Origin of the sequence: Exiguobacterium sibiricum 7-3, assembly GCF_000620865.1 — a bacterium.
In the GTDB taxonomy this organism is placed as follows: Bacteria; Bacillota; Bacilli; order Exiguobacteriales; family Exiguobacteriaceae; genus Exiguobacterium_A; species Exiguobacterium_A sibiricum_A.
Genome location: NZ_KK211190.1, coordinates 2,533,822 through 2,556,073, shown reverse-complemented (window position 1 = coordinate 2,556,073; position 22,252 = coordinate 2,533,822). Strand labels below are relative to the sequence as shown.

The 22,252-nt window shown below is 47.9% G+C and carries 18 protein-coding genes and 1 riboswitch; of the genes, 15 read left to right on the top strand and 3 right to left on the bottom strand.

The window, feature by feature from the left end; all coding sequences use genetic code 11:
- Positions 1–82: 82 nt before the first annotated feature.
- The 3 genes from P402_RS0114235 (at position 83) to P402_RS0114225 (ending at position 3,522) form a co-directional block, all read left to right on the top strand.
- The gene (locus P402_RS0114235; RefSeq protein ID WP_026829293.1) at positions 83–1,261 is read left to right on the top strand and encodes a CamS family sex pheromone protein; all 1,179 of its coding nucleotides are present in this window, start codon (positions 83–85) and stop codon (positions 1,259–1,261) included.
- Between the two features lie 218 nt (positions 1,262–1,479).
- On the top strand, positions 1,480–2,334 hold the full coding sequence (locus tag P402_RS0114230; protein WP_026829292.1) for a MurR/RpiR family transcriptional regulator: 855 nt from the start codon (positions 1,480–1,482) through the stop codon (positions 2,332–2,334).
- Positions 2,335–2,346: 12 nt separating this feature from the next.
- Positions 2,347–3,522: an amidohydrolase gene (locus tag P402_RS0114225; RefSeq protein WP_026829291.1), complete on the top strand. Its 1,176-nt coding sequence runs from the start codon at positions 2,347–2,349 to the stop codon at positions 3,520–3,522.
- 61 nt (positions 3,523–3,583) lie between these two features.
- Here the strand turns inward: P402_RS0114225 and P402_RS0114220 are convergent, their stop codons facing one another.
- A complete protein-coding gene (locus tag P402_RS0114220) occupies positions 3,584–3,775 on the bottom strand; it encodes a YwbE family protein (RefSeq protein WP_012369376.1) in 192 nt (63 codons plus the stop codon).
- Between the two features lie 192 nt (positions 3,776–3,967).
- Here P402_RS0114220 and P402_RS0114215 point away from each other — a divergent pair, with 192 nt between their 5' ends.
- The 3 genes from P402_RS0114215 (at position 3,968) to glsA (ending at position 8,494) form a co-directional block, all read left to right on the top strand.
- Complete coding sequence (locus P402_RS0114215; RefSeq protein WP_026829290.1) at positions 3,968–4,834, top strand: DnaJ C-terminal domain-containing protein; 867 nt, start codon at positions 3,968–3,970, stop codon at positions 4,832–4,834.
- A 7-nt stretch (positions 4,835–4,841) separates the two neighbouring features.
- Positions 4,842–7,415: an ATP-dependent chaperone ClpB gene (gene clpB / locus P402_RS0114210; protein ID WP_026829289.1), complete on the top strand. Its 2,574-nt coding sequence runs from the start codon at positions 4,842–4,844 to the stop codon at positions 7,413–7,415.
- 146 nt (positions 7,416–7,561) lie between these two features.
- Positions 7,562–8,494 carry a glutaminase A gene (gene glsA / locus P402_RS0114205; RefSeq protein ID WP_012369379.1) on the top strand — a complete coding sequence of 311 codons (933 nt, stop codon included), beginning with the start codon at positions 7,562–7,564 and terminating at the stop codon, positions 8,492–8,494.
- Here glsA and P402_RS0114200 read toward each other — a convergent pair.
- The gene (locus P402_RS0114200) at positions 8,491–9,273 is read right to left on the bottom strand and encodes a CHAD domain-containing protein (RefSeq protein ID WP_026829288.1); all 783 of its coding nucleotides are present in this window, start codon (positions 9,271–9,273) and stop codon (positions 8,491–8,493) included. The genes glsA and P402_RS0114200 overlap by 4 nt on opposite strands.
- A 96-nt stretch (positions 9,274–9,369) precedes the next feature.
- Between P402_RS0114200 and P402_RS0114195 the strand changes: the two genes are divergently transcribed.
- The 5 genes from P402_RS0114195 to P402_RS0114175 all read left to right on the top strand — a co-directional run bounded on the left by P402_RS0114195 (position 9,370) and on the right by P402_RS0114175 (position 16,649).
- On the top strand, positions 9,370–10,725 hold the full coding sequence (locus P402_RS0114195) for an MATE family efflux transporter (protein ID WP_026829287.1): 1,356 nt from the start codon (positions 9,370–9,372) through the stop codon (positions 10,723–10,725).
- Complete coding sequence (gene mprF, locus P402_RS0114190; protein ID WP_026829286.1) at positions 10,722–13,280, top strand: bifunctional lysylphosphatidylglycerol flippase/synthetase MprF; 2,559 nt, start codon at positions 10,722–10,724, stop codon at positions 13,278–13,280. The genes P402_RS0114195 and mprF overlap by 4 nt, the downstream gene beginning before the upstream one ends.
- A gap of 148 nt (positions 13,281–13,428) precedes the next feature.
- Complete coding sequence (nagA, locus tag P402_RS0114185; protein WP_026829285.1) at positions 13,429–14,574, top strand: N-acetylglucosamine-6-phosphate deacetylase; 1,146 nt, start codon at positions 13,429–13,431, stop codon at positions 14,572–14,574.
- A 6-nt stretch (positions 14,575–14,580) separates the two neighbouring features.
- A complete protein-coding gene (gene nagB / locus P402_RS0114180) occupies positions 14,581–15,339 on the top strand; it encodes a glucosamine-6-phosphate deaminase (protein ID WP_026829284.1) in 759 nt (252 codons plus the stop codon).
- 212 nt (positions 15,340–15,551) lie between these two features.
- Positions 15,552–16,649 carry an LCP family protein gene (locus P402_RS0114175; RefSeq protein WP_034770050.1) on the top strand — a complete coding sequence of 366 codons (1,098 nt, stop codon included), beginning with the start codon at positions 15,552–15,554 and terminating at the stop codon, positions 16,647–16,649.
- A 123-nt stretch (positions 16,650–16,772) separates the two neighbouring features.
- Here P402_RS0114175 and phnF read toward each other — a convergent pair whose 3' ends face one another.
- Positions 16,773–17,507 (bottom strand): phosphonate metabolism transcriptional regulator PhnF, encoded by a 735-nt coding sequence (gene phnF / locus P402_RS0114170; RefSeq protein WP_026829282.1) that lies wholly within the window; start codon positions 17,505–17,507, stop codon positions 16,773–16,775.
- A gap of 127 nt (positions 17,508–17,634) precedes the next feature.
- Between phnF and P402_RS0114165 the strand changes: the two genes are divergently transcribed.
- The 4 genes from P402_RS0114165 to argH all read left to right on the top strand — a co-directional run bounded on the left by P402_RS0114165 (position 17,635) and on the right by argH (position 21,907).
- Entirely contained in the window at positions 17,635–18,786 is a 1,152-nt protein-coding gene (locus tag P402_RS0114165; RefSeq protein ID WP_026829281.1) for an alanyl-tRNA editing protein, read from the top strand.
- A complete protein-coding gene (locus P402_RS0114160; protein WP_026829280.1) occupies positions 18,783–19,211 on the top strand; it encodes a GNAT family N-acetyltransferase in 429 nt (142 codons plus the stop codon). Before P402_RS0114165 ends, P402_RS0114160 begins: the two co-directional genes overlap by 4 nt.
- 120 nt (positions 19,212–19,331) lie before the next feature.
- Positions 19,332–20,537, top strand: coding sequence for an argininosuccinate synthase (locus P402_RS0114155; RefSeq protein WP_026829279.1), 1,206 nt, complete (start codon positions 19,332–19,334; stop codon positions 20,535–20,537).
- Entirely contained in the window at positions 20,534–21,907 is a 1,374-nt protein-coding gene (gene argH / locus P402_RS0114150; protein WP_026829278.1) for an argininosuccinate lyase, read from the top strand. The genes P402_RS0114155 and argH overlap by 4 nt, the downstream gene beginning before the upstream one ends.
- 67 nt (positions 21,908–21,974) lie before the next feature.
- A riboswitch (Lysine riboswitch) is annotated at positions 21,975–22,152 on the top strand.
- Positions 22,153–22,252: the final 100 nt, after the last annotated feature.

Genomic DNA, 22,252 nt, shown 5'->3' with positions numbered 1-22,252 from the left:
GGAAAAACTACACCTTCCCCGATGGAAAACTATTCTGTTATGATAGAGAGAACGATTTTGAAAACATGGGGTGCGAAAACAGATGAAATCTAAAAAAATAGTCGCGTTGACGTTGACGAGTACATTATTCCTCGGCGCGTGTTCGTTTGATTTATCACAAAAAAGCGATACAAAAGAAGTCATTACAGAGAGTGAACAAGGAAAAGAAGTCCAGGCTGTCGTCAGTCCGGCGATTGATACGACCGATTCCTATTACCGGACCGTCTTACCGTTCCGGCCGAGTGTCGCCCGCGGGATGACACAAAAACGAGTCAGTTCACGCCTGGAGCTGGATGAAATCGAGACCGGATTGATGCGTCACTCCACTCAATTTTTTGCTCCGGATAAATACTATTATCAAGAAGGACAACTGCTCGAGGCCGATCAAATTGCCCAGTGGTTGTTACGAAAAGGAAAAGCCGGGGATGGCGTCAGTGATCCGAACGGCTTGAACCCTGCTTATACGACCGGAAAGTCTTACAAAGAAAAAAACCAAAAGTCTCCTTTGATTCTATCGCACATTTTGGAACAGGACTACATGTTGGAAGAAGATAAAAAACTCGAACTCGGCGGGACATCCGTCGCTTTAGTCTTAAACAGCGAATATGTTTTCCAGGATGAAAACTACGGTCCGACCTATACCGTGAAACTCGACGAGAAAAAAGTCATCGCAGAAGGAAAACGGATGGCAAATGAATTGGTCAAGAAAATGCGGAAAACGGACGGTATCAAAACGACACCGATCCACGTCGCCTTGTATTTACAGGAAAGTGAAGGGTCACCGGTTTCCGGACATTATGTATCTTCCGCCTTTATCGGGCGCGGCAATCAGATCAGTTCGAACGACTGGAAGAACTATGATGAAAAATATTATTACTACCCATCGGGTGCCGCAACGAACGATGTCCGTGATGATGCCGCGAAGTTTGATTTGTTCAAGGACCGCCTCGAAGACTATTTCCCGAACTACACCGGTATGATGGGAGAAGGCTTTTATCAGGAAGGTGAACTGAAGAAGTTGGAAATCAAGATTCCGGTTCAGTTTTACGGAAAAGCAGAACTCGTAGCGTTCATTCAATACGTGACCTACTTGCTCGAAAATCGTTGGGAATACAATCGGAATGTCCCGACAACGATTACCGTCACGAACTTGAACGGCGATACGGAAGCGATGTTATTCATCGAGCCGGATACGAAAAAACCGATTGTCAAAATCCGTTGATTTCATTTGAACAGACAGACTCCTTGCGCAAGCAGGAGTCTTTTTTGTTGAGTCTAAGCAGACTTTTAAGCACAACAAAACAACGATTTACTATTGTCAGATTTCTTTAGATTTACGAAAGCCGTCTTGAAAGCGCATAATAGAAAAGAAGCATCATGCGAATCAGCAGAGACACGCTGGATTCGCCTGTTTTAATCCATGGTAAGGGAGCGGGTCGCATGAAAGGTGGTATTTTTTCACAGATTAACGCTGTCCACGAAGAGTTGCCTTCTTCTTCGCGGAAAGTCGCTGATTTTGTTTTAGCGCATATGAATGAAATCGCGGGGATGACGATTCATCATTTAGCCGAGGAATCGGGAACAAGTGCCGCAGCTGTCGTCCGTTTTTGCAGGGCACTCGGTTTAAAAGGATATCCAGAACTCCGGATGCGGATTTCAGCGGATACGGCACGAACAGATTTAAAGGGGTATCATGATATTGAAAAAAATGAACGGCCTGCTGACTTAGTGGAAAAAACGGTCAGCAACAGCATTCAAGCCTTACAAGATACGGCGAAACAATTGAGTGAAGACCGGATTGCCGAAGCGACGGATATATTGGACCAGGCACGGGCGATTTACTTTTACGGGATTGGTGCATCGAACGTCGTCGCACTGGATGCCGCCCAAAAATGGACACGTGTCGGGAAACTGACGATTCAGGAATCGGATCAACATCTCGTTGCGACGATTCTTGCGAATGCCAGCCCGGATGATGTCTTTTTTGCGATTTCCTACAGCGGGGAAACCGAGGAAGTCGTCGAGTTGATCCGGCTCGCCAAGATTCGCGGGCTGAAGGTCATCAGTTTGACGCGGTTCGGGGATAATCGTGTCAGTCAACTGGCGGATATCGCCTTATGGACGTCACGGGCTCCGGAAGCGCCGTTACGCAGTGCGGCCTTGAGTTCGCGTCTCGCCCAGTTGTTTGCGATTGATGTATTGTTTTTATCCTATGCCGCCGTCCATTATGACGATACGATTGAACGGCTGCAGTATACACGGGAAAGTGTCAAGATGTTGCACAGTAAAAAATAGGGGGCGTACATAATGAAACAGACGGTGGAAGAGATGGTGGAGCAGTTATTTCCAGTGATGGTCGAACGGCGCCGGTATTTACATCAACATCCGGAGTTATCGTTTCATGAAGTCGATACCCCGCAATTCATTGCGGACCGGTTGACGGAGCTTGGAATTGAAGTCCGGACCGGTGTCGGCGGACGTGGTGTGGTCGGAACGATTCGCGGAGGGAAACCGGGAAAAACGGTCGCACTGCGGGCAGATTTTGATGCATTGCCGATTCAGGATGAAAAAACCGTGGATTACCGGTCGACCGTACCCGGTGTCATGCATGCATGCGGGCATGACGGACATACAGCGACGCTGCTTGCAGTCGCAGAAATTCTTGTCCGCCAAAAGGAACAGTTGGCAGGAAATGTCGTCTTGATTCATCAACACGCGGAAGAAGTCGTTCCGGGCGGGGCACGGGACATGGTTGCCGACGGATGCCTCGACGGTGTCGACGTCATTTTCGGAACCCATTTGTGGTCGACGACGAAACTTGGAACGATTGGTTATCGGGTTGGTCCTGTCATGGCAGCGGCCGATAAGTTCGAGCTGACACTGTTCGGGCGCGGAGGACATGGCGCGAAGCCACACGAAACGATTGATGCCGTCGTACTCGGGGCGACCATTGTCAAAGAATTACAAAGTATTGTCAGCCGGCGTCTCGATCCGCTTCAGCAAGCGGTCTTGACCATCGGTACACTCCATGCCGGGAATACGTTTAATGTCATTGCCGACAGTGCGGAACTGACCGGGACGATCCGGACGTTTGATCCAGCAGTCGCCGAACAAATCGTCCGGGAAATGGAACGGACGATTAAAGGGGTGTGTGACGCGGCGGGAGCGACCTATTCGTTTACGTACGAAAGAGGGTATCCGGCGGTCGTCAACCATCCGGAAGAAACGAACCTTTTGCGGACTGTTGCGTCTGACATCATGGGTGCGGAGCACGTCTTTGAAATTGCTCCGACGATGGGCGGTGAAGACTTCGCGTATTATTTGCAACAAGTGCCTGGTACCTTTTTCTTTACGGGCGCAGGAGACGAAACCTTTTATCCCCATCATCATCCGAAGTTTGATTTTGAAGAACAGGCGATGCAGCATGCGGCCCGGATCTTAATCGAAGTGACCTTACGTTACCTCGAACATTCCGGTAATTGACGAAAAGACACCCGTACTCCGGCAGATGACCGGAAAGCGGGTGTCTTTTTCATGTGCTCTCTTATAAGATTTCCTGAACCCGACCGACTTGCCCGTCTTCGAGACGGACTTTGATACCGTGCGGGTGATTCGGTGACTTGGTTAACAGATCCTTGACGATACCTTCCGTCCGTTTTCCTGTCCGCTGGTCTTGTTTTAATACGATACTGACGTGTTGCCCGATTTTGACGTCGGCGCGTTTTTTACCATCCATGTCTTGATCGCTCCTTTTTCATAATGCTAGTTGTCAGTATATCATGGTTTCCTGGAACGAAACTTGTTTGAGGAAAATGCGTAAAGTGAAAAGAACAAAAGAATCGTCAAAAAAAGTTTGACTATATTTGACCAATTGACTGACCAATTCTATAATTAAGATACAGAATAAAAAGTTAAGGGAGTGATCGGAGTGGCGAAAGACTATTATCGAACGCTTGGTGTCGAGAAGACAGCATCGAACCAGGAAATCAAACGGGCATACCGGAAGCTTGCGAAACAATACCATCCGGACGTCAATCAGGAAGCGAGTGCAGATCAGCGTTTCAAAGATATTCAGGAAGCGTTTGATGTCCTCGGGGATGAAGAAAAACGAGCGCAGTATGATCAATATGGAAGTAACTATGAACGGATGGCTGGAGCAGGGTATGGACAGTCAGCCGACTATGACGATCTTTTCCGCCAATTCAACGGACGTCAATCCCGATCGACCGGATCGGCAGGGCAATCGTTTGGATTTGAAGATATGTTCGGTTCGTTTTTTAGTCAAGAACCGGAAGAAACGGACGAAGAACTCGAATTGACGGTTCCGTTAAGTCATCTGAGTCAAAATGATAAAGTGACGATCCGATTAGCGACAGGTGCCATCCAAATGAGTTTGCCAAAAGATTTGTATGACGGAAAAAAAGTCCGGTTACGCGGGAAAAGTTCGAAACGTAACCGTAAAGGAATCGCGGGAGATGTGTATGTGACGATTCATCTGAAGGATGATGAGCAGTTCCGCCGTCAGGAAACCGATGTCATCTCGACCGTCCGTGTTTATCCGACGGTATTTGTTCTCGGGGGAGAAGTCGTGGCGGATACGTTGGAAGGAAAACGTGTCAAATTGAAAATCAAGCCCGGCACAAAACCCGGGTCCCGTCTCCGTATCCCGAATCGGGGACTCAGTAACCGGGAAGGACATCGCGGTGCCTTGTTGGTACAACTGGAAGTCAAACTGCCGGAAATGGAACCAGCATTTTATGAAGAATGGGAAAATCGTTTATCTGTGAAGGAGTGACGGAAAAATGGATTTCGAAAAATTAACGGACCGGGCACATGAAGCCATCGTATCGGCACAAGCCATTGCCAAACAACGTCGACACAGTGAGATTACAGAGTGGCACTTGTTGCTGGCTCTGCTTTCACAAGAAGAGGGGATTGCACGGATTGTTTTTGAGAAGCTCGACCAACGGATTGATCAGCTAGAGACAGGAGTCAATGAAGCACTCGGACGGTTACCGGCGCTTGCTCAATCCTCGACGCCGCGCATCAGCAACTCCTTGTTGCAGGTCTTGACGGAAGCGGAAACCGAAGCCCGTTTGATGCAGGACGATTACGTATCTGTCGAGCACTTATTATTAGGTCTTGTGAAACAATCCAGTCCGGCGACACAATATTTGCGGAGTCAAGGTGTGACGGAACAGGTCTTGCGAGAAGCAATCATTGAAATGCGCGGTAATCGGAAGGTGACGACGAAAAATCCGGAAGCCACCTTTGATGTCCTGAAGAAATACGGGCGGGATCTCGTCGCGGATTTCCGGTCCGGTAAAACGGATCCGGTCATCGGACGGGATGACGAGATTCGCCGGGTCATCCGGATTCTCAGCCGCAAAACGAAAAATAACCCGGTCTTAATCGGCGAACCGGGGGTCGGGAAAACGGCAATCGTCGAAGGCCTGGCCCAACGGATCGTCCGGGGCGATGTACCGGAGAGCCTGAAAAACAAACAGTTGTTCAGCCTCGATATGAGTACGCTTGTCGCGGGTGCCAAATACCGTGGTGAATTCGAAGAACGTCTTCAGGCGGTTTTAAATGAAGTTAAGGAAGCAGAAGGACAGATTCTGTTGTTCATCGACGAATTGCACACGATTGTCGGTGCCGGGAAGACTGAAGGCGCGATGGATGCCGGAAACATGCTGAAACCGATGCTTGCCCGCGGAGAGCTGCACTGTATCGGTGCGACGACTTTAGATGAATACCGGAAGTACATCGAAAAAGATCCTGCGCTTGAACGCCGCTTCCAACAAGTGCTGGTCGCGGAACCGGATGTCGAAGATACGATTTCGATTTTACGTGGGCTGAAAGAACGGTTTGAAATCCATCATGGTGTCCGGATTCATGATAATGCCCTGGTTGCGGCAGCCATCCTGTCAGACCGGTACATCACGGACCGTTTCATGCCCGATAAAGCCATTGATTTAGTGGATGAAGCGTGTGCGATGATTCGGACCGACATGGAATCGATGCCGGCGGAACTGGATTCGTTAGTCCGACGTGTCATGCAACTTGAAATTGAAGAAGCAGCACTGAAAAAAGAAACCGATGAAGCATCCCGGAAACGACTCGAGACTCTGCAACAGGAACTCAGTTCTGTCCGGGAAGACGAAAGTGCGCTCCGGACACGATGGGAACGCGAGAAAGACAGTTCCCAAAACGTTCAGCAGTTGCGGGCAGATCTTGAAAAAGCAAAACTCGCTCTTCAGGAAGCAGAAGGACGATATGATTTGAATACAGCGTCTGAAATCAAATACGGACAGATTCCGGCACTTGAAAATCAGTTGAAAGTGGCGGAAGAATCAGCGGAACACGTCTCGCATGAACTCGTCCGGGAAGCTGTGACAGACGAAGAAATTTCCGATATCGTGTCGAAGTGGACGGGAATTCCCGTCAGCCGTCTCGCACAAGGGGAACGCGAAAAGTTACTGTATTTAGAAGATACATTACATGAACGTGTTTTTGGTCAGGATGAAGCAGTCCGGCTGGTTTCGGATGCTGTCATCCGGGCACGGGCGGGAATCAAAGATCCGAATCGTCCAATCGGTTCGTTCCTGTTCCTTGGACCGACAGGGGTCGGGAAAACGGAGCTTGCGAAAGCTCTCGCAGCAGCCATGTTTGACAGTGAGGAACACATCGTTCGGATCGATATGTCCGAATACATGGAGAAACACAATGTTTCCCGCCTGGTCGGAGCACCTCCCGGTTATGTCGGTTATGAAGAAGGCGGTCAATTGACGGAAGCCGTCCGCCGGAGTCCGTATTCGGTGTTGTTGTTTGACGAAATCGAAAAAGCACATGGTGACGTCTTTAATATTTTACTTCAAGTATTGGACGATGGCCGTTTGACTGATGCTCAAGGACGAATGGTCGATTTCAAGAACACAATTGTCATCATGACATCTAACATCGGATCGAATATTTTGCTCGAAGCGGCAAAAGACGGGGAGATTGATGCGGCAGAAGAAGAAGCGGTCCGTCAAGAGCTGAAAAAGTATTTCCGGCCGGAATTCCTGAACCGGATTGATGACACGATCCTCTTCCATCCTCTCCACCGGGCGGAAATCGAACGGATCATCGACAAAGCAGTCAGCAAGATGGCAGATCGTCTGTCCGGTCGTGAAATTACAATCGATGTAACAGAAGCGGCAAAAACGTTAATTTTCAACGAGGCGTTTGAACCACAATACGGAGCACGTCCAATCAACCGGTACATCCAGCGGACGATTGAAACGAAACTGGCACGGGCTCTGATTAGTGGCTCCATCCAGGATGGTTCGCATGTCGCGATTGATACAGACGGTACAGAATTGGTTATCCGCTAAAGTATAGTTCAAAAGGTCGTCTCATCCTCTGACTGTCAGAGGGGAGACGACCTTTTTCATGAGAGGGAAAACTAAAAAGAACAACGGCATATCTCGTGACGAAAAAGCATGATAAGCTAATGAAAACGACAGGAAGAGGGACTACGATGAACGTAACGCAACAACAACTAGAAGAGTTGATCGCTGAATGTCGCCCCTATACCGTACTTGGACAGGTGGCGAGTTATATACCAGAACTGGCAAAATCGGAACCGACCCAGCTTGGAATCGCTGTTTGTAATGCAGACGGCAGTTTTGTATCAGCGGGAGATGCCGAAACGATGTTCACCTTACAAAGTGTTTCAAAAATCATCACGTTAGCCTTTGTCCTCGAGACATTTGGTGAAGATTACGTGTTCTCGAAGGTCGGTATGGAACCGACGGGAGACGCATTCAACTCGATTGCGAAGCTTGAAGAGACGATTCCGACGAAACCCCTTAATCCGATGATCAATGCCGGTGCACTCGCGGTGACGAGCATGTTACCGGGGGAAGACGCCGCCGATAAGCTGAACCGGTTACGCCAATTCATTGCCGATCTGCTGGATATCGAACTTGATATGGTCAAATATGACGCAGAGGTCGCTAAATCCGAATTCGAGACGACCGACTTAAATCGGGCTCTGCTGTACTTCATGCGGTATCATGGAGTCATCGAAGGAAACGTGGAAGAAATCATCGATGTCTATACGAAGCAGTGTGCGATTTTGACCAATTGTAAAGGACTCGCAATGATGGGGAAAATCTTAAGTCAGTCCGGAAAAACACCATCCGGGAATCAAGTCATCTCCCGCCGTAATGCACGAATCATCCGAGCGATCATGACGACATGCGGGATGTACGATGCGTCCGGAGAATTTTCAGTCCAGGTCGGGTTACCCGGAAAAAGCGGGGTATCAGGTGCCATCGTTGCCTGTGGTCGAAGTGACTTCGACATGGCGGACCTTGGAATCGGCATCTTCGGACCGGCACTTGACTTGAAAGGGAATTCGATTGCCGGAACGAAGATGTTAGAGTTGCTCGTCCAGCGTCATCCTTAATCAAACGTCATTTGATCAAGCAGTTTCGAAAGCTTTTTCTCAAGCCGGGTGATTTCTTTTTGTTGTTGCGCAAGCTGATCGTCAGGAACGCTGAAGATGCGCCAACGTTCGAGGCGGTTATACGTATCATTGATATCACCTAATTGGGTTTGAATCCGTTTTAACCGGTCGACGGACGATTTCGGAAAATCGGTATAAGGACGTAAATACTCGACCGTATAGCGGTAGAACTTCGTTGCAAGCCGTAACTCATGCATCATCTGAATCCGCTTGTTCCCTTCCTTATGCTGAACTTTTTCATAGTGAAGTTTCTTTTTATCAAATCGTTTTTCAGCTGTCTGAAGAAGATCTTTTTCATCAATCCGTTTTAATTGTTTTGTTAACCGGCCGGCTAAAAATCGACGGACGGAGCGGTCCAGTTCATCAGAAATCAACAGATGCATCGTTTCCAGTAACGTGGCCCGTTTGCCTTGCAGTTGTAAGGCAAGATGTTCCGCGAATAACTGTTCAATGGGAGAAGTAACAGCTTGTTGACTGAGTTGGACATCAAGATCCCGGACTTGACCGAACGCAGCCATCAATCGTTTCCAAATGAGATAAATCGGTTCCTCCGTTTGATCCACCAACTTCGCGAATGTGATTAATTTACGTAAACGGATCCGCGCTTGGTGGACGTCTTCAGGATTTTTAAAGGTTTGAGCTTCCCCGGCATAATGATTAAATGTCGACCAGGTCTCGAGTAATTCAAAAGTTAAATTTTCCGCATCACGATGATTCAAATGAATCCCTCCTTAAATAATTTACGTAGAACAAAGTGCGAAACTGAATGCTTTAATAAAAATAGGGCGCAGGTTGCCCTGGAATGTGGTGGAACAATGTTAGAGACAACTACGCTATCGGGAAAGATTCAACAGTTCATGAAGATTTTCTTTCCGATTCTGGTGACACAGGTAGCGTTTTACTTAATTAGTTTTTTTGATACGGTCATGGCCGGACGATACGGGTCGGCTGATTTAGCGGGCGTCGGCGTCGGAGCCAGTCTGTGGGCACCTGTTTATACAGGATTGACGGGTATTTTATTAGCCGTGGCGCCACTTGTGTCCCAAGCAATGGGAGCAAGAAAAGAGCGGGAAGTGAAGCGAATCGTGATACAGGCATTGTATGTGTCCGTCGTCATTATCGTTTTGACGATTCTGCTTGGACTAGTGCTCGTTAATCCGATTTTGAACCAAATGGAATTATCGGATCAGGCACGCCATGTTGCCCGCATCTATCTTGTCATGTTAGGTTTTGGTATCATTCCGATGTTCGTTTTCTTCGTCCTGCGTACCTTAATTGATTCGTTAGGCAAATCGAACATCACAATGACGTTATTATTATTCTCTTTACCCATTAATGTTGCTTTCAACTATCTGTTTATCTTCGGAAAGTTTGGTTTCCCGGAACTGGGCGGTATTGGAGCAGGAGTGGCGACAGCCATCACATACTGGATTTTATGTATTGCAGTTATTGGTGTCGTCTTAAAAGGTGAACTGTTTCAACGGCTCGGGATTCTCCGTCGTTTTTATAAACCGGATGTAAAAAGAATCAAGGAATTGGTCTTGCTCGGTGCGCCAATCGGCTTAGCGATCTTTTCGGAAGTCAGTATCTTTTCAGCCGTGACTTTGCTGCTTGGCGCCTACGGCGATGTCGTCATTGGAGCCTATCAGGCAGCGATCAACTTTGCCTCGTTCGTCTACATGATTCCGCTCTCGGCTGCATCAGCCCTGACGATTACGGTCGGGTTCGAGATGGGAGCCAAGCGGGTCAAGGATGCTGTTCAATACGTATGGATTGGCCTGTTGCTGTGCCTGGTTGTCTCCCTTTTCTCAGGTGGATTGCTGTACATTCAAAATGAACGGATTGCGGCACTTTACAGCAATGATCCGGCAGTCATCAAAATGGCGGCTCATTTCATGATTTTAGCGATTTTCTTTCAGTTATCCGATGCGGTCGCAGCGCCGACGCAAGGAGCGCTCCGTGGATTTAAAGATGTCAACGTCACGTTTATTTTGACGATTACCGCGTACTGGGTCATCGGACTGCCACTCGGATTTTATTTTGAGCGGTTTACGGAACTTGGACCGGACGGGTATTGGTGGGGATTGATCATCGGACTTGCCGTTGGAGCCAGTCTTCTCCTGCTCCGCCTGATGCATCTTGTCAGAAAATCAAAGGAGGTCGTGAAATGAGATTCAATAAACAACGTGTGTTGACAATGGCGAAAATCATTTTGCCGATTATCTTGATTGCGTTCATTTTTTATCAAGGACAAAACGAATTAAGAAGTCTATCGTTAAAAGAATCGATTCGGGCGATTCAGCAAATTCCGTCCTGGAAGTTCATTTTATTGATTGTGTCGGGACTTGCAGCGGTCGCGACGATGTTTTTTTACGATTTCTTTTTATTGCGTTCGCTTCAAGTGAAGGTTCCGATCGGGCTGATTTTCCGGGCATCTTGGATTGCCAACTCGTTTAACGGGATCATCGGTTTTGGAGGACTTGCCGGAATGGGCGTCAGAACAGCCCTCTATCGACCGTTCGTCGAAGGAACCCGGTTATTGAAAGCCATCGGTTGGATGGCTCCGACACTGATCAGCGGATTATCGATTTTATCGGCATTATCCTTATTAAACGTTTTTCCGGCGTTTGAAGTGTTGGATTTAAAGAAATGGTTATGGCCGGTCATCATCGGTGTTGCCTTTTTCTTCCCGGTCTATCTGTTGTTTACTTTCCGACGGGGGAGCAGCAGTATCCGTCCGTCATCCATTGCCCTCTATTCGCTTGTCTCACTGGCGGAATGGTTCAGTGCGGGAGTCGTCGTCTATTTCATTCTGGCGGCACTCGGAACGGATGTCAGTTTTTCTAAAGTCATCGGCGTCTTCATCATCGCCGCAACTGCCGGATTGATTTCGATGGTGCCGGGTGGATTCGGTTCGTTCGACTTGGTTTTTTTGATTGGCATGCAGCGCGCCGGTGTCGAAGAAGGTATCGTCCTTACCGGATTGCTGATTTATCGTCTGGTGTATTATTTGATTCCATTCGTGATCGGCGTCATTTTCTCGGCGCGTGAGTTCAGTGGTCCGGTCGTCAAGATGATTGAGGATAAACCGATTGTCGGTCCGTCTGTTGAGGTCGGTGGTGTCATTTGGCGGCTTCAGTTACGCTTTTTAAGTAAAGTACGACATTTTACATTAGCCTTGATTACGTTACTCGCAGGCATCGCGATTTGGGGGTTGGCGATTTTACCCCCTAACTCGACGCAGTATGAATACTTGGAAGCCCGTCTGCCGCATGAATTGTTGCTGCTTGCGAACAGTTTCTTTTTGATGGCCGGCTTGTTGTATGTACTGCTTGCCCCGTCTCTGTACCGACGGACGAAACGTTCGCTGTATATGATTTATGGTGTTTCGGCTTTTGCTTTGATTGGGATGGCGTTGCGTGGATTTAACTTGATCTCCTTATCCGTCGTTCTGATTGTCTTGGTGTTGGTCACAATGTCAAGAAATGCCTTTCATCGTGAACGGACGCTGATTACGACGACTCGACTGATCCGGGCAGCTTTTGCCGGTTTTTTATACATCGGCGGATTCATCTTCTTCGGATATGCCTTTTATACACTCGGTTCGGCTGACGGAACAAAGGTCTATCCTGCGCATGAGATCTTCATGTTTGCTGCGAGTGCCTCGATTTTTGCACTTGTCTACACACTCGTCTTCATTCGTTTATTCAATACGTTTAATCAGCCGGTCTTGGGTGAAAAGTTAGATCTGCAAAAAGTTAAGGATGTCTTGACGGAAGAAGGGGGAAATTATTTAAGTCACCTGGCTTTTCTCGGCGATAAACGCTTTTTCTTCTCTGAGTCCGGACGTTCATTTATTCAGTTCAGTCAGACCGGAAACCGGATTATGATGCTTGGTGATCCGAGCGGAAATCCGGAAGAACATTCCCAGTTGATTGCCTGTTTTTTACGGCGTGTCGAGGATTTGGGTTATATCCCGAATATCTATCAGATTCAGGCACAGAACATGTCGTTGTATCATGATTTTGGCTTTAACTTCTTTAAACTCGGGGAAGAAGCAATCGTCGACATGACGACCTTTACCGTTTCCGGGAAAAAACGGGCCGGATTACGTTCCATTAAAAATCGTTTTGAACGGGAAGGCATGACATTTGAAGTCGTATCACCTCCGTTCAGTGAAGCGTTGCTGAACCAATTACGTGACGTCTCGGATGAATGGTTAGGAGGGAAGTCCGAAAAAGGATTTTCATTGGGCTATTTCAACGAGTCTTATTTGAATCAAGCCCCGATTGGTATCATGCGTGATGCCAATCGGCAGATCCTTGGCTTCATGACATTCATGCCGGCGTATCAGGAAGGTGTTCTCTCGATTGATTTGATGCGTTTTCGTCCGGATGGTCCGAACGGGATTATGGATGCCATGTTTATCCGCTTGTTTGACTATGCGACTGAGCAGGGCTACCATACCTTTAATATGGGAATGGCTCCGCTCTCATCCGTTGGTGAGGACGAAACATCATTTTGGCAGGAACGTGTAGCTGCCGATGTATTCAACAACATCCGCTACATGTACAGCTTTACCGGGTTGAGACGCTATAAGGAAAAATATGATCCGAAGTGGGAAGGACGTTACCTCGCATACCGTAAACGTCAATCGTTAACGATTGCGATTTTAAAAGCGACACGTCTGATTTCAAAGAAAAAAGACCGGATTTTATTGCCGTAAATAAAGAAGATTCTGGACTAGACTCCGGAATCTTCTTTTTCATAGTTGATTAAATGTATAAAGGTCTATACAACTAGAATCAACAACGGTATACTAATGGTGAAGATATATCACTTGTCGGAATCAAAAAGAGAAAGGAAGAAACAAGATGCCAAGCATGATTCATGCAGAAATTTATACGGGACAAACCGTCATTCAAGATGGATTCATCCGCTTTGAAGAGACCATCCAAGAAATTGGAAAGATGTCAGATTACACACCACGCGACGAAGTCGTCATCAATCTTGAAGGGAAACGACTGATTCCAGGAATGATTGATGTTCATATCCATGGTGGATATGATGTCGACACGATGGATGCGGATGCGGAAGCGATGCACCGGTTGAGTAAGGCGATGCTTGCGGAAGGCGTCACGTCTTTTTTTGCGACGACGATCACACAAGACTGGGATCAGATTACGCAGGCATTGAAAGTCACGCGAGATGTCATCGATTCCCGGCAGACGACGATTGAAGGCATTCATCTAGAAGGACCATTCATCAATCCGGACTATGCCGGAGCCCAACCGTTGGAATACATCGTCGAACCGGATGTGGATCAATTTTTAAAATGGCAACAAGCATCCGGAAATCAGATCAAACTGGTCACGTACGCTCCGGAACGGTCGGGTGCCCGTGATTTTGAAGCGGCTGTTCGAGAGACGGGCGCGATTCCATCTGCCGGACATACCGATGCGACATTTGACCAAAATCATTTAGGCAATGTCACCCACGGGACACATCTCTATAATCAAATGCGTGCCTTGCATCACCGGGAACCCGGCACCGTCGGATATTGCCTCCTCGAACGATCGGTATACGCGGAAATCATTCCGGACGGGATTCACAGTTCGAAAGAGATGGTCGAATTTGCTTACCGGATGAAAGGACCAGACCGTTTGACGGTCATCACTGATGCCATGCGAGCGAAGGGATTGTCGGACGGAGAATATGAACTCGGCGGACAGACGGTGCACGTCAAGGATGGAGCTGCGCGTCTTGCCAGCGGGAACTTGGCAGGCAGTGTCCTGACGATGGATCAGGCATTACGCAATATCATCACCTTTACCGGCTGTTCACTCGAACAAGCAGTACAGATGACTTCAATCAACCAGGCAGAAGAATTTGGCTTAACACATAAAGGACGACTCGAGCGGGGCAAGGATTCTGATTTTGTAGTATTGACGGCAGACTTGAAAGTGGAACAAACCGTTCACCGCGGGGAAGTGCACCGATTTACAAACGGAAAGGGGTAACAACTGATGAAATGGATGATTGTAGAAAAAGCAGAAGAATTGGCAAATGTCTCTTACCAACTGCTCAAACAGGAGATTGTAAGACACCCGGAAGGATTGACGATCGGACTTGCGACCGGCAGCTCTCCGCTCGGTGTATATGAAGAATGGCGCAAGGATCAAGTCGATTGCCGGCATGTGACGACCGTCAATTTGGACGAATACGTCGGACTCAGTCCGGATCATGCGCACAGTTATCATACGTTCATGCAGGAGCATTTGTTTGATGCGGTCGACTTCAAAGAATCGTATGTACCGATTGGAAATACAGTTGATCCAAGTCAAGAGAGTGAACGGTATGAACAGCTTGTCCGGAAGTTAGGCATCGATATTCAGTTGCTCGGCATCGGTTCGAATGGTCATATCGCGTTTAATGAACCTGGCACACCTTTTGATGCCAAAACCCACGTCACCCAACTGACCGAGTCGACCCGGATTGCCAACCAACGATTTTTTGACCGGTTGGAGGATGTGCCGACAGAAGCCATCACAATGGGGATTGGAACGATCATGGAAGCGAAGAAGATTCTGTTAGTGGCTTCAAGCGAGCGAAAAGCGGAGGCGATTCGCGATATGATGGAAGGTCCGGCGACGACTGCATGCCCGGCAACGATTTTACAACGGCATGCCGATGTGATGGTTGTCCTGGACGAAGAAGCCGCAAGCTTGTTATCGGACGAAGCAAAACGTACAGGCCGAGCTGCCTATACCAACTTCATGAAATGAAACAACAACTCGTCTTTGATGAGACCGGACTGCTTCAGACCGGTCTTCTCAAGAGGCGAGTTTTGTATTTAATTTTGGTTTAGCTGTTTCATCGCAAAAACAGTGAAATCACATCTTCTTAATCGAATCGTAAATTGACATTTTAATAAAAGTCGGGATAATGGAGAATAGTGAACTTTACAGAAAATTTACATGAAAATGAGGGCTTACAGATGCAGACGAGATCAGCAAGAAAGAGGCAACCGAGTGCTGGCAAGATGTTCATCAAAGTGATCGCTGCCTTGTTATTACTTTTGACCGTTATCGGTTCCGGTTATGCGGGAGCGGTTTTCATAAAGACGCAGGAAACTCTGGCGAGAACACAAATCAACATTCCGGGTTCGAAAGTCAGTTCGAAATATGATGATGTTCCGTCCGAATCTTTTTTGATTCTAGGAACGGATGAGACGAAAGCTAGTAAAGAACGCAAGGAACCGGCACGATCGGATGTCATGATTGTCGGTGTCTTGAATAAGAAGACCGAGCAATTGGTACTGACTAGTATTCCACGGGATTCACTCGTCAATATTGATTACTCTAAATATGATGTGCCGTACGGAAAAACGGGTGTCGAGCAGGATAAAATCACCCATGCGCATTATTTTGGTTCGATGGACAAATCGAGTTCATACAACGGCATTAAACTGGCACGTGAGACGACTGAAAATCTGCTTGGCATTGAAATCAACCATGTCGTTAAAGTTAACTTCCAAGGATTCGTTCAGTTGATCGATGCCCTTGATGGAGTTGATATCGATGTGCGTTATGCGTTCAAAGAACAGGATTCAGCGCGTAAAGCAGGAACGATCACCGTTCCGAAAGGTCTGCAGCATTTGACTGGGGAACAGGCACTCGCCTACGTCCGAAATCGCCATGATGATCCACTCGGAGATATTGGCCGGGGACAAAAGCAGATGCAAGTCATTCAAGCTGTTGCGAAAGAAGCGGCAAGTTTCCGTTCGCTCGGTGCGTATCGCGACATCTTAGACGCTGTAGGCGACAATGTCGAGACGAATTTAGGTCCAAACGATTATCTCCGTTTAGCTGATTTTACGACAGCTTTACGTAATACGACGGAATACCAGCTCGCAGGTGAAGGATACATCGGAATCAGCGGGAAATGGGAATACCATCTTGATCCGAATCAACTTGATCGTGTCAAAGCCAATCTGACAAAGGCGATGCAAGGACAAGAAGTATCACCAATGAAAGAAGAGACAAGCACACCGTCGGAAACGGATTCGACGACAGTCGAGCAGCCGGTTCAATAACCGTTTAAGACGGATGATCCTAAAAAAAGCACATGTTTCAGATACTTTCTTGAAAAGTATCTCGAAACATGTGCTTTTTGATTCGAAAACAGGAGAGGGCTCTCTCCTGTTTTCGAATCAGACTCAGCGTTGCCGTTCCATTTCGACTGTGAATGTGTACCGATCGCCACGATAAGCGGAGATGACATATTCAAACGGTTGATCGGTGGCAAGGAAAGTCAGTTGCTCGACGGACAAAACAGGTGAACTGACCGACAGACCGAGATGTTGCGCTTCTTCTTTTGTCGCGAGACGTGATTCGAAAGTTTGACTGGCACGACCAAGATTCAGTCCACTGGCCTCTGCAAAGGCATAAAGTGACGTGATGGCAACGTCCTGGTTCAAACCGGGTAACAACTGTTCAGGGATATAGACGGTTTCGAGCGCAAGCGGTTGTTCGTTTGCGATGCGTAAACGTTTTAATTCATAAATTTTGGCACCTTCCCGGATACCGAGTTTATTCGCAATCGTCATTTCAGCAGCAATCGTTTGGTAGGACAACAATTCACTTGCCGGTTCCAATCCAAGATGTTCCATCTCTTCAGAAAAACTGGTCAAACCAGACAGTTGCATGACGATTTTTTTATTGGCAACGAATGTGCCGCGTCCTTTTTGACGAATCAGATAACCGGCGTTGACGAGGTTCGAGATGGCTTGGCGGACAGTCATCCGGCTGATTTGATGGGCCTCGGCGAATTCGCGTTCCGAGGGAATTAAATCGCCGGGTTGTAACAGACCATCCTCGATTTGTTGTTTTAGGGCAGCTTCAATTTGGTAGTAGATTGGAAGTGGTGAATTTTTATTGATGTGCTGAATCACGGCATTTCGTCCCTTCGCGGTCGATAGTCTTTCATCTAGTGTACTAGGAAATGAAGATGTCGACAAACGATTGTAAGTGATTTGTGTCATAATAGAAGCAAATTCAGTACAAAAAGGTGGAATGAAGATGCGTTCTGAGCAAATTTATCCGGACGTCCGGACCTTCGAATCAATCGTGACGGGTACGAAGGACGAACAAGGATACTGGGTGACGCTACAACAAAGTTACTTTTATCCGGAGAGTGGGGGACAGCCTGCTGATCGGGGCACGCTAAACGGTATTCCCGTCCTAGATGTTCAGCTTGAAGATGGACACGTCTGGCATCGCCTCGAAAGTCCGCTTCTTAAAACCGAAGTGCAGGGTGAAGTCGATGATGTCATTCGAACCGATCACGCGGCGCAACATACGGCGCAACACGTCATTTCCGCGATTCTTCAAGACGAGTTCCAAATCAAGACAATCAGTTTTCGGACCGGTACGGAAGAATCGACCCTGGATCTCAATCTTGATGCATGGGACGACACTCTTCAAGGGCGTCTGGAGGAACGGTTGCGGACGGTGATTCAAGCCAAACTGCCAATCACGGCGACAGAGTATACAGAAGAAGCGGCACTCCAGTTACCCTTAAGAAAAACACCACAGGTAACAGGGAAAATCCGAGTCGTTCAAATCGGTGAACTCGATTATAGTGCCTGCGGAGGGACACATCTGGCCTCGACATCGGAATTGGAACTGATTTTATTCACAGGACTGGAAAAGGTTCGGGGAAATATCCGCTTGGCGTATGTGGCGAAAGACCGGGCATTTCGATTACTGACGACCGAACGGCGTGTCTTAGCAGAGACTGCACGTGCATTATCTGCTAAAAAAGACCAGGTCCATCTCGTCGTGGAGGAACTGAAGCAGGAGCAAGTGCGTCTGAACCGTCAGATCGGACAGACTGAAGATATGCATGTCAAAACGGTCTTGAAACAAATCCTGGCGACAGACGAACCGGTTCTCACCGTACGACATGGTCAAGAGGACATCCGCTTTTCAGAAAAACTGCTGAAAGCTCTAGCCGAAGCAGGACGGACAGGATTCGTCTGGAACGAGACAGCTAAAAAATTATTCATGTGCAGTGCCGGCTCGATTCATCTCGGACAATTTGCCAAAACACATCTAAAGCAGTTTAATGGACGTGGCGGTGGAAGTGAAAACAATGCCCAGGCATTGTTCCAGACGTATGAAGAGGCACAAGCTTATGTAGAAGCATTAAAGGAGGAATTACATACATGACAGTGATTCAAGTGAAAACAGCAGAACAGCAGCAAGCGGTCCGAATGATCCGGGAACGTGTTTTTGTCGAGGAACAAGGGGTTCCGCGCCATTTGGAATATGATACACACGATGAAACAGCGATTCATTTGCTTGTCCTCGATGAGATGAACCGTCCGGTAGCGACGGGGCGGACCCGCCCGTATGACGAGCAACGGATGAAGGTCGAACGTGTCGCGACACTTGCTGCGACAAGAGGAAAAGGGTATGGCGGCGAACTGATGCAGGCGATGGAACGGATTGCCCGCCGTGAAGATCGGACGATTTTGACACTCGGTGCCCAGGTCCAGGCAATTCCGTTTTATCAAGGGCTAGGTTATGCGATTGTTTCCGATGAATTTGACGATGCCGGCATCCCGCACCGGACGATGGAGAAAAAAATTTAACGCTGATTTTTTGAGAAATCCTGAAAAAAGGGTTTCTTTTTTTGAAAGTCTATGTATATATATAATTCATAGTGAATTTTTATACAGATAGATACAGCCGAATTCAAGGAGGAAATAAGAATGACAAAACAAAAATTGATTTTAGCGTATTCGGGTGGACTGGATACTTCAGTCGCCATCAAATGGTTGAGCAAGGATTATGACGTCGTCGCATTGTGTATGGATGTCGGCGAAGGAAAAGATTTGTCGGTCATCAAAGAAAAAGCGTTACTCGTCGGTGCGATCGAATCGATTGTTCTTGATGTCAAAGACGAATTCGCGAATGACTTTGTTTTGCCAGCCCTTCAGTATGGTGCGCATTATGAAGGCGCCTATCCTCTGATTTCCGCTTTATCTCGTCCGTTGATTGCTGAAAAACTGGTCGAAGTGGCGCATGCCCACGGTGCCACAGCAGTCGCCCACGGCTGTACCGGAAAAGGAAACGACCAAGTCCGGTTCGAAGTTTCGGTTGCTGCGCTTGATCCCTCACTCGAAGTCATCGCGCCGGTTCGGGAATGGAAATGGTCACGTGAAGAAGAAATCGCCTATGCAAAAGAAAATGATGTGCCGATTCCGATCAATCTCGACAGCCCGTATTCAATCGACATGAACTTATGGGGACGCAGTAATGAATGTGGCGTTCTTGAAAATCCATGGACAGAGCCGCCGCAAGATGCATATGCCCTGACGGTCGCACCGGAAGACGCACCGGATCAGGCGGAAGAAGTCATTATCGGTTTTGAAGCAGGTGTCCCGGTTTCCATCAATGGGACAGCGTATCCACTGGCAAAATTGATTACCGAACTGAATATTATCGCCGGTGCACACGGCGTCGGACGGATTGACCATGTCGAGAACCGTTTGGTCGGGATCAAGTCACGTGAAGTCTATGAGTGCCCGGGTGCAACGGTCTTACTCAAAGCACATGCAGCCCTTGAGACCATCACATTGACAAAAGATGTTGCCCACTTTAAACCGATTCTCAGCAAACAATATGCAGAAACGATTTATAACGGATTGTTCCATGCTCCGCTGACAAAAGGACTCAAAGCCTTCTTGACGGCGACGCAACAGGACGTGACCGGCGAAGTCCGTGTCAAACTCTATAAAGGAAACGCAACCGTCACAGGACGTCAGTCAGCCGTTTCGCTCTACGACGAAAAACTCGCGACCTATACAAAAGAAGATGCCTTTGATCACGAAGCAGCGAAAGGATTCATTAAATTGCACGGTCTTGCGATTGCGACACATGCCAGTGTCCATCGTCAGGAAGGCGTGAAAAAATGACGAAACTATGGGGCGGACGTTTTACGGAAAGTGCTTCCGCTCAAGCGGAGGCCTTCGGGGCATCGATTTCATTTGATCAGAAATTAGCAGCCGTTGATTTGCAAGGCAGCCTGGCCCATGCACAGATGTTGCATGAACAAGGAATTCTTGAGAAAACCGAGTGGCAACAAATCGAAGCCGGGCTGAAACAGTTACAAACGACACTCGATCAGCACGTCTACACGACGGTTGATGAAGACATCCATATGAATCTTGAGCGGTTGCTGACGGAACAGATTGGTCCCGTTGCCGGGAAGCTGCACACAGCCCGCAGTCGAAACGATCAGGTTGCGACCGATCTTCATCTTTGGATGGAGCAACATGTTCTCGAACTCCTGACCAGCATCCGTAACCTGCAATCCGTCATTACGGAACAAGCGGAGCAACATGTCGAGACGGTCATGCCGGGTTACACCCATCTGCAACGGGCGCAGCCGATTTCACTGGCGCACCATCTGCTTGCTTACTTTTGGATGTTTGAACGGGATGCCGATCGATTGACGGATAACTTAAAGCGGATCCGGATGTCGCCGCTCGGTGCCGGGGCACTGGCGGGAACGACTTTCCCGATTGACCGGTTCAAGTCAGCTGAGCTGCTTGGTTTTGAACAGGTCTATCCGAATAGTCTGGATGCGGTCTCGGACCGGGACTTCGTCATCGAGTATCTCGGTATCGCCTCAACCGTGATGATGCACTTGTCACGCTTTTGCGAAGAAATCATCATCTGGGCTTCGCAGGAGTTTTCATTCATCGAATTATCCGATGCGTTTTCAACGGGATCGAGTATGATGCCGCAGAAAAAAAATCCGGATTTTGCAGAACTGATTCGCGGTAAAACAGGACGTGTCTATGGTAACCTGATGGGCTTTCTGACGACGATGAAGGCTCTGCCGCTCGCCTACAATAAAGATATGCAGGAAGATAAAGAAGGTGTCTTTGATACCGCTGATACCGTATTACAATCCGTTCAAATTTTTACAGGGATGATCGAATCCGCTACGTTTAAGACAGAAGCGCTCAAGAAGGCGACGATGCAAGACTTCTCGAATGCAACGGAACTGGCAGATTATCTGGTCACAAAAGGGATTCCGTTCCGGGAAGCGCATGAAATCGTCGGGAAAGCCGTCTTACATTGTGTGCAGAGCGGATGTTTCTTAAAAGATTTGACGCTGTCGACGTATCAGACGTTCCATCCGGTCATTGCGGAAGATGTCTATCCGTTGCTCGATCCGGTTCAAGCCGTCGCACGACGGGGAAGCTACGGCGGGACCGGTTTTACAGCCGTCCGGGAACAACTCACATTAGCGAAGAAGTACCTTGAAAAATTATAAAATTCAAAAAAAGTTTGGCAAATCACTGGATTTAACAAAAAATGTTTGCTATAACTGTAACTAACAACCGACAGATAGAGGCGCGGATGACATCAGTAGCAACACTTATAAAGGCAAGCATGCCAAGTGATGTGAAAGGGGAAATCCGCCGAAGTGAACAGGAAAATGCTTTTTCTTGATTGCTGGTACAACGGTTAAGATCCGTTGTACTGCCGAAACCCACGTTTCGGAGCGCTATCTTACGTAAAAGAACGAATGACACTGTCATCGTTTGTCCGATCGTGATAACGACGGGCCGTAGGAACGCTCCTACCGGCCCGTCGTTTTTTTCTGTTTCGGGACAAA